Annotated in this window: 1 protein-coding gene; it reads right to left on the bottom strand. The window is 50.6% G+C overall.

Translation table 11 applies throughout. The annotated features are described in order from the left end of the window. Positions 1-231, bottom strand: a 231-nt coding sequence (locus ACVC08_RS00690) for a hypothetical protein (protein ID WP_452600586.1), incomplete at both ends; no start/stop codon positions are given.

Raw genomic sequence — 231 nt, 5'->3', positions numbered from 1 at the left:
TACTGTGCCAGCGCCTTCGTTGACTGTTGCGTCAGCTATTGTTACTGTTGGCGCATTGTCGTTATCGGTGATCGTTACTGTTCCGCTTGGGTCCGTGTTTGCTGTGTTTCCGCTGGTTACTGTGCCATCGACGGTAAAGGTTTCATCGGCTTCATCTATGGCATCATCCGTGATTGGAATCACTACATCGACACTCGTGCTTCCTGCTGGAATGGTCACGGTTGTTGTCGT

This window comes from Pontimicrobium sp. MEBiC06410, assembly GCF_053601615.1.
Note: the sequence above shows the minus strand (reverse complement) of the source record. Positions and strands in the feature narration are given on the sequence as shown.